We start from the raw sequence: 7,767 nt of genomic DNA, 5'->3' as shown, positions 1-7,767 counted from the left end.
ATGAATAAATGAACGTCCGGTCCTCAAATTAACCACTGTCCGGAATTTGGGCCAAGATCATGAACGTCCGGTCCTCAAATTAACCACTGTCCGGAATTTGGGCCAAGATCAATATAAGCCCGATTCTCCAACTTTGACTGTCCAAGATTTGGGCTAAGGTCAAAGGCCACTAAGGCACTAAATAGTGCTCCTGCTGACAAAGCCCAGCCGCTCTTGTATTTGCTTCGATATAACTGCATAGGACTGTTTCCCAATAGGTTCAGGTTTTGGTTCATATACATTTATTGTATTGAGTAGATCAGACAATTCATTATTTTCCAACTCCTCTGCCAAAACCTTACGCCATTGATCGTTTTCATCTTCAGATTCGTCTAAACAATACACAAATAGCTTATTCTTAATTTTATAAGCAGTATGAAAAGACGTATATAAAGTAAAATCAAATTCAAGATCTAAATCATCTCCTTCTTGATAATAAGCCGCCGTCGCTCCTTCAAAATCGAGCATCTCACCATCTTTTATCTTTGTACTCAGCTTATAGAGTAGCTCTCTTCTCTCAGACTCTGGAGAAGGTGATTGTGTAGGCCCTACCAGTCTAGTGGTTTCCGCGTTTATGTATATGAACTCTTCTTCCTTCCATTTGAGATATGCGGCAAAAAGAGCATCCGCTAAGGAAGACACATATTCAGGGCTTAATCCCTTATAGAGTTGATTTTCAATGAAGTTTGTAAGATATAGTTCTGCAGAATTGATTGACCGCGATCGCTCATTAAGTTTCTGCAAGGCCTCGAGAGTTAGATTCATGAAAGTTTACGTTTGCGCTAAAATCTCAAAACAAATAATAGAGCACAAGTTGAAGCTTTATAAAGTATTAAGCGGCATTCCGATAAAATTTTAATGTAACCTGCATGGCAAATAACTATTTGCCGGTGGAGGTCACAAATCCATCATGGTTCAATTGATCGGTTGTCTCGGTATAGGTCTTGCCCTGGCTCTAAAGCTGGGCTATTACAGCGGAGGTGAGTTGAAATCTATTTCAGTAGACGGATGGTTTTACTCCCCATTTCTGATATTATTTGATAGAAATATATTCCTTGACTCCAGGAGTCTGCCTCAACTCGAATTTTATGGGCTCCTGTTATCTCCGGTTTCTCGCTCACCCATGATTTAAATACTTTACCGCTTATGTCAGTAATTATATGTCTGGTAGTGATGGCAGCAGGAAGATAATACTCTATAGTAATGGCATCAGAAAACGGAAGCGGAAAAGCTTCTACAGTTAATGAATTTACCTTTTCAAATCCCAATAATAGGCTCGGAGCGGCAATTGTAGCTCGAAGATTTGCCCCTTTTCGAGCAGCAAATCCAGGCTTCAATGTGATAGCTTGGCCAGCCTTATAATACGCACTTCCACCTATATAGATCGTATTGGTTGCTATTAAGAAATCATTTACTTGCTTCACACTAGTTTTTCCTTCCAGTATATTTTGTGTGATTTCATGGTATTTGTCATTTTGTTGGGCATGTACTAGATCAGCAAGAAACAAAAGAGTGCCAAAAAGTAGATAACTTTTCATATGAATCTGGCTAGTTACCGTTATGCATTATAGTAGAGGACAACTTTTGAGAAGCGTGTGGTTTTTTATGCCGAACCACTTTCTGATTGATGCCTATCGATTTTGACGGGCGCTGCTGGATGTGGTTAAGAACAACCTGGAGCTTTTTCTCCAGATTTTGTATTTTGAGGTTCTGCTGCTCAATACGCTTTTCCTGCTCTATTGAGTATAATGTTTGAACTTCTATGGTTTCAACTAACTGAGCAGTGATTTGGGCAACATCAAGGCCATGTCTTACCATTTCCTCAGCGGAAGGTAAATTGGGAAGATGTTTATACCTTTGGATGAACTGCTCTACTTCAGACAGCTTTTTAATTGGATAGCCAGAGGCAAAAACATTGTCTCGCCATTCATTGGTGTTTTTAAGGGCAACTACCACCTTCTCGGTCAAAATGCCATCTGAAACGTATAGTTTATATCCTTCAGGTGTTTGGGTGTCTGATCCAATTATTACCCCTCCTTTATTACCATTTATAATATGACTCTCCTTCTGCCTCCAGAAAAAATTATTGCTAGTATCTGCAGCCACTCTGGAGCTGTTATTGATACTAGCCATTACGACATTTCCATTATTATCCACTGCCAAAAATTTCGTTTGACTTTTCAGAGCGGCAGGAGACATGCTAGTGAGATTGCTAAGTCGTAACCCTGATTGGTTAGCAACGCCACTCACTACATGGAGCCTAGCCGCTGGTGCATCCGTCCCAATACCAATATTTGCATTGTTACCTAAAACAACCGCATTACTTACAGAAACGAAGGTATTGGCCCCAATGGCAGTTGCATTTGTTAGATTCGCCTTGTTTACACCTGTTGCATCAGCTTTGTAACCTAGGAAGGTGTTGGAACTTCCAGATACGTTTGCCGCACCCGCTAAACGTCCAACAACAGTATTAAAATTTCCAATAGTGTTTACATTGCCTGCTTGAGTTCCAACATACGTATTTTCAGAACCAGTTGTGTTTGCATAGCCTGCTGCCCGGCCTAAAAAGACATTAGATCCTCCATCTGTATTATAATATCCAGCCATTTCACCTAAATAACTATTGTATTGTCCTGCAGCATTAGTAAATCCGGCCGCATAACCAACAAAAGTGTTAAAACCGGATGCTTTGTTGTTAAATCCGGCAGCTTTACCTAGAAAGACATTAGATCTTCCGCTGGTATTAAGGCCACCTGCTTGAGTGCCAATAAAGGTATTATCAGCGCCTGTATTATTGGCGTATCCAGCAGCATGGCCAATGAAGACATTCGCCATAGCGGTGGTATTACTAACTCCAGCAACATCGCCGACAAACGTATTATGGCTCCCGGTTTGGTTTATTGAGCCAGCCAGCTGTCCAACAAAAGTATTCGCAGTACCAGGTGACCTAAGAAAATTAATATTATTAAGCTTTATAGACCTCCCTGGTGATAGATTCAAATCCCCTTCTACTGTTAAAGGAATACCTGCCGGAAGCTGTATATTTTGCGCGTGGCTATAATAAACTATACATAAGCATATAAAAAACACTAAGATTTTTCTCATTGTAGATAGTTTTATATAATGGGCTTGAGGTTGGGTATCTATAATTTAGTATTCCATTTTGCTAAAAAATCCTACTTAACGAATGCAATAGCATTGCATCAATGGCGCTCCATCACACAGATATGTTCCAGTACCAGTAATAGAGTTATACTCACCAGTAATTGATCGACCAGGAATGTTATTAGATCGCTTACATGTATATCCATCAGGGGTTGCGGCGGGAACCCACCCTTTGTCAGCATCGCAAGAGTAAGAGCATGGGTTACTAAGAAATTGATAGCCTTTGAGATACTGAATTGCAGGTACCCATATTGAGTTCACTTGAACCACAGTTGCCGGCACTAAGATTATATTTCCATTCGCATCAACTGATAAAACTTTGCCATTTGCAGCAGTGGCAGGAGAAGAACTTTTTAATTGTTGAAACTGAAGGCCACTGAAATTAGCGGTCCCACTATTAATACTTACAGGTGTTAATGTCATGACCTGAAAGGTGGCTAGTCTAGCACCACTTCTTAACTCATATACGTTTGATTTTTGAGCCTGATTCTGTATCTGACTGACTATTACACTATCAATTGATGATGGAAGAGGGCTTTCTATCTGACCAAAAGCGAAATTGCCTACCAAATAGAGGATGCAGAATAAATGTGCTTTCATAATATATGAACATGATTGAAAGCACAAAAGGTAGTTTATCTTGTATAAAATAAACAATGGGAAAAACACCCTTTTTTAGATTTTTCTAATCTTAATCTAACTAGATTCATAATTCAAAAGCTGTGGAGCTTATTCCTACAAAAATATTTCTTAAAAAAATGAAGAAGGCTAATTAGTACCTTATTTGTACCTCAACCAAAACAAATCTTCATAAAATATTAAATTTCAGTTACTTATATTTCTTTATTACTTTCTGTATCGGGAAGTAAGCATACTCGATATACTTTTTGCATTTCTTTACTTTCTCGCTGTAAATCTCTATATGAGGGGCTTTTTCATAGAGCCTGTTTCTTAGGCGAAAGTATGGCATATACCGATTTGCTGGCACACTCAGGTAATTGCTGACCCATGAGTTCTAATTGACGGATTAACCAAATTTTGGAGCAGTGTAGCAAGCGTTTAAAGCCTAAAAACCGGGTCCAGAACATGCAGTGACAATTGCGCCAAGCGTTCCCATAAAGCCCGTAAGCGGTCCGAGAAGGTGGAAAGCAGCAATAAGCGGTTGGAGCAAATTAAATCCCAAACCCATTGAAGACCTGAAGGCGCAGGAATATCTGACCATCGACGAAACAGCCCACCAGATTCGCATCAGTCGCCAGACCTAGCACCGGGCGAACGAGCGGGATGAATTGCGCTTTGTCAAACCAGGTCGCCGTACTGTTATTCGTCAGAACGCTTAGCCATTGTATTCATTGGTGTCCGATTCTGAACCGAATCTGTCCATTTCTGGACAATTTCACAATTTTCAGTTTGCAAAAAATGCTCTGCTGAAGCCTCCAGGCTGATTCGAGAATTTTGGCCGGCTATTTGTACGACAAAAGCTATACTAATTGCGGCCTTCTTAGGACCGCTCCATGAATCCTCGCCATGAAACGAGCTTTTTTAGGTGAACTCGAAGAAGTCGTCCTGCTCACAGTTGCCGCGCTGCAGGAGCAGGCTTATTGTGCCTCGATTACCCAAACTATTGACCAGCAAATGGCCCGCAACATCAGCTTTCCCACCGTCCACACCACCCTGCAACGACTCCAGGAGAAGGGTTTTGTTTCTTCCCAGATGGGTGGCGCCACCACCGAGCGGGGAGGACGTCAGAAGCGCCTGTTCACCGTCACAGCAGCGGGTCAGCGGGCGCTAATTGAGTGCCGGCAGGTGCGCAGTCAATTGTGGGAGCAGATTCCAACCCCGGTGCTACAGCTATGGGGCGCTTAGTCAACGATGAGGGCAGACTACCGGGCCCTCCGGATCAGCGGCCGCCCCGGTGGTGGTGCGGCATCCCGAACGACTGGTTACTCAGCCGGTTTAGCCCGCCCGGTCTGGAAGACGAGCTCCAGGGTGATCTGCTGGAGATGTATGCCTACTGGGTGAAAACCGTCGGTGTCAGAAGAGCTCGCTGGCACTATACCCTTTCGGTCCTGCGGTTGATCAGGCCCTTTAGCTGGTCCAGACACCAACAAAAAGAGCAGTATTCTCAACCAGAACGCCGGGTTGAGGCCCGAACCCTTTTTATGTTACATCCGACTATGATTCGCAACTATATTAAAATCGCCTTTCGCAATCTGACTCGAAACAAGGTTTTTTCAGGTATCAACCTGCTGGGATTGTCTACGGGGATCACCGTGTGTCTGATGATCTTTCTGTTCATCATGAATGAGTTTAGCGTCGACAGTTTCCACAAAAAGGGAGAATCCATTTTTCGCGTCATGCGGGGGGTCGGCAATGAGGGCCAGGTCAGAGCCGTCTCGTACCTGTCGGGTCCCTATGCACCGGCATTACTGACCGATTTTAAAGGGCAAATTACCCAGGCGATCCGGGTGAACCCGACCGATGCATTACTCACGGCGGGGGATAAATCGTTTCATGAGCGCAAAATTATCGATGTTGACCCTACTTTTTTCACCTTCTTCTCCTTTCCTCTGCTCAAAGGCGATCCGGCCTCGGTATTGCTTGAACCGGCGAGTATCGTACTCACCGAGTCAACCGCCCGAAAATACTTTGGAAGTAGCGACAGAGCCATGGGAAAAATTGTTGAAGTTGACAAAAACCTGCCGCTAAAAGTTACGGGAATTGCCCAGGACGTACCCGCCAATTCTCATTTGGATTTTGACGTGGTGATCCCGCTGGAAAACTACAAAGACCGGGGATACATGACCGGCTGGATCAACAACGGCATTTACACCTATGTGCAGCTGGCTCCAGGGGTGAGCGAAGAACAGATCGAGCGCAATTTTCCGCGCTTTATGGCGAAGCATATGGGACAAATCATGATAGAATCTGGCTTCGACTTTACCCTATCGCTCACCCCGTTACGGGAGATTTACTTTGAACAGGCCGCCTTTGATAGTGTCAAACATGGCGACAAACAGGTGGTCTACATCTTTCTGTCGATTGCCATTCTGATTCTCCTGGTGGCCTGCATCAATTTCATGAACCTGTCGACGGTTCGGGCCGTCGAGCGATCGAAAGAAATTGGCGTCCGGAAAGTGCTCGGGGCCATCAAAGGGCACCTGGTGTGGCAGTTCATTGGCGAATCTCTGCTGCTGACGGCTTTCTCGTGCCTGCTCTCGGTCGGCTTGCTGGCGCTGGTTTTACCTTTTTACAAACAGCTGCTGGGCTATTCGGTGAATCTGACCGGGTATGCCGGGCCGATCGGTCTGTTTCTGGCCGGCATTGTCCTGATCGCCGGTTTTCTATCGGGGAGCTATCCCGCGTTTGTTCTGGTGGCCTTTTCACCCATTCAGGCCCTGAAAGGCAAATTACGGCTGGGCAAAGGCGGTATTTCCCTGAGGCAGGTCCTGGTGGTGGTGCAGTTCAGCATTTCGATCCTCCTCATGCTGGGCACCGCCATCGGTACCCGGCAAATGAGCTACCTCAAAAACAAACAGCTGGGGTATAATAAAGCACAAACGCTGGTCATTCCCATTGATAATGACGACATCTATACGTTCATCCGACATCACAAAGGGGAACTGCTGGCTCAAAGCGGGGTGGAAGCGGTTTCGATGATGTCGGGCGAGCCGGGCGGTTTTTTCGATGGGCTGATGTTTGACGTCGAAGCGCATCCTCATCGATGGCGAGCCCGAACGGAATTTGCCGATTTCGATTACGTGAAAACGCTGGGTTTGAAACTGGTTGCGGGCCGGAACTTTTCACCCCAGTTTCCCACCGATACTGCCTATGCGGCTCTGATTAACCGAACGGCCGCGGCCCGGCTGGGCTGGACGCCGGACCAGGCTATTGGCAAGTGGCTAAAGAATACCTTACGGGACAGCACCCGGCGGAGCATCATTGGAGTGGTCGAAGATTTTAATTTTCTGTCTCTGAAAGAAGCCATTGAGCCGTTGGTGATTGCGCCCAATGACGACCGGCGGGCCGCTTTGATCAGGCTGAAACCCGGCAATCTGGAGAAAAGCGTTGAAACCATCCGGCAGTTGTACGCCAAAACGCAGCCCGCTTATCCATTTGAGTACCATTTTTTAGATCAGAAGTTCGATCAGATGTACCAGACAGACCTGCGTCAGCAAACGCTGTTGAGTATTTTCGCGGGCTTAGCGATTTTTATCGCTTGCCTGGGTTTGTTTGGCCTGGCCTCTTTTTCGGCCCAGCAGCGCACGAAAGAAATCGGAGTCCGAAAAGTCCTGGGCGCATCCGTCGGTAGTATCGTGGGCCTTCTGTCGGGTGATTTTCTCAAACCGGTCGGCCTTGCCATTCTCATCGCCAGTCCCATTGCCTGGTATGCGATGACGCAATGGTTACAGAATTTCGCCTACCACATTGCCATCGAATGGTGGGTTTTTGCCCTGGCCGGCCTGCTGGCCCTGGGTATTGCCCTGCTCACGGTCAGTTTTCAAAGCATCAAAGCCGCGTTGGTGAATCCCGTCAAAAGCCTGCGCAGCGAATAACCTTATT

At 45.4% G+C, this 7,767-nt stretch carries 6 protein-coding genes; 2 read left to right on the top strand and 4 right to left on the bottom strand.

Annotation, left to right across the window (positions count from 1 at the left end; genetic code table 11):
* Nucleotides 1-177 precede the first annotated feature (177 nt).
* The 4 genes from ACYVHX_RS06515 to ACYVHX_RS06500 all read right to left on the bottom strand — a co-directional run bounded on the left by ACYVHX_RS06515 (nt 178) and on the right by ACYVHX_RS06500 (nt 3,804).
* A complete protein-coding gene (locus ACYVHX_RS06515; RefSeq protein ID WP_460670821.1) occupies nt 178-804 on the bottom strand; it encodes a hypothetical protein in 627 nt (208 codons plus the stop codon).
* Between the two features lie 227 nt (nt 805-1,031).
* A complete protein-coding gene (locus tag ACYVHX_RS06510; RefSeq protein ID WP_460670820.1) occupies nt 1,032-1,577 on the bottom strand; it encodes a 3-coathanger stack domain-containing protein in 546 nt (181 codons plus the stop codon).
* A gap of 10 nt (nt 1,578-1,587) precedes the next feature.
* Entirely contained in the window at nt 1,588-3,144 is a 1,557-nt protein-coding gene (locus ACYVHX_RS06505; protein ID WP_460670819.1) for a hypothetical protein, read from the bottom strand.
* A 75-nt stretch (nt 3,145-3,219) separates the two neighbouring features.
* On the bottom strand, nt 3,220-3,804 hold the full coding sequence (locus ACYVHX_RS06500) for a hypothetical protein (RefSeq protein ID WP_460670818.1): 585 nt from the start codon (nt 3,802-3,804) through the stop codon (nt 3,220-3,222).
* Nucleotides 3,805-4,731: 927 nt separating this feature from the next.
* Between ACYVHX_RS06500 and ACYVHX_RS06495 the strand changes: the two genes are divergently transcribed.
* A complete protein-coding gene (locus tag ACYVHX_RS06495) occupies nt 4,732-5,070 on the top strand; it encodes a PadR family transcriptional regulator (RefSeq protein WP_460670817.1) in 339 nt (112 codons plus the stop codon).
* Nucleotides 5,058-7,760 carry an ABC transporter permease gene (locus ACYVHX_RS06490; protein WP_460670816.1) on the top strand — a complete coding sequence of 901 codons (2,703 nt, stop codon included), beginning with the start codon at nt 5,058-5,060 and terminating at the stop codon, nt 7,758-7,760. The genes ACYVHX_RS06495 and ACYVHX_RS06490 overlap by 13 nt, the downstream gene beginning before the upstream one ends.
* Nucleotides 7,761-7,767: the final 7 nt, after the last annotated feature.

Source organism: Larkinella ripae (genome assembly GCF_054780775.1).
This window is presented reverse-complemented; position numbering and strand designations above follow the sequence as displayed.

Bases quoted from the DNA above. Each gene is read 5' to 3' on its own strand.
- ACYVHX_RS06515 (WP_460670821.1), bottom strand. From the start codon at position 804: ATGAATCTAACTCTCGAGGCCTTGCAGAAACTTAATGAGCGATCGCGG.
- ACYVHX_RS06505 (WP_460670819.1), bottom strand. From the start codon at position 3,144: ATGAGAAAAATCTTAGTGTTTTTTATATGCTTATGTATAGTTTATTAT.
- ACYVHX_RS06490 (WP_460670816.1), top strand. From the start codon at position 5,058: ATGGGGCGCTTAGTCAACGATGAGGGCAGACTACCGGGCCCTCCGGAT.
- ACYVHX_RS06510 (WP_460670820.1), bottom strand. From the start codon at position 1,577: ATGAAAAGTTATCTACTTTTTGGCACTCTTTTGTTTCTTGCTGATCTA.
- ACYVHX_RS06500 (WP_460670818.1), bottom strand. From the start codon at position 3,804: ATGAAAGCACATTTATTCTGCATCCTCTATTTGGTAGGCAATTTCGCT.
- ACYVHX_RS06495 (WP_460670817.1), top strand. From the start codon at position 4,732: ATGAAACGAGCTTTTTTAGGTGAACTCGAAGAAGTCGTCCTGCTCACA.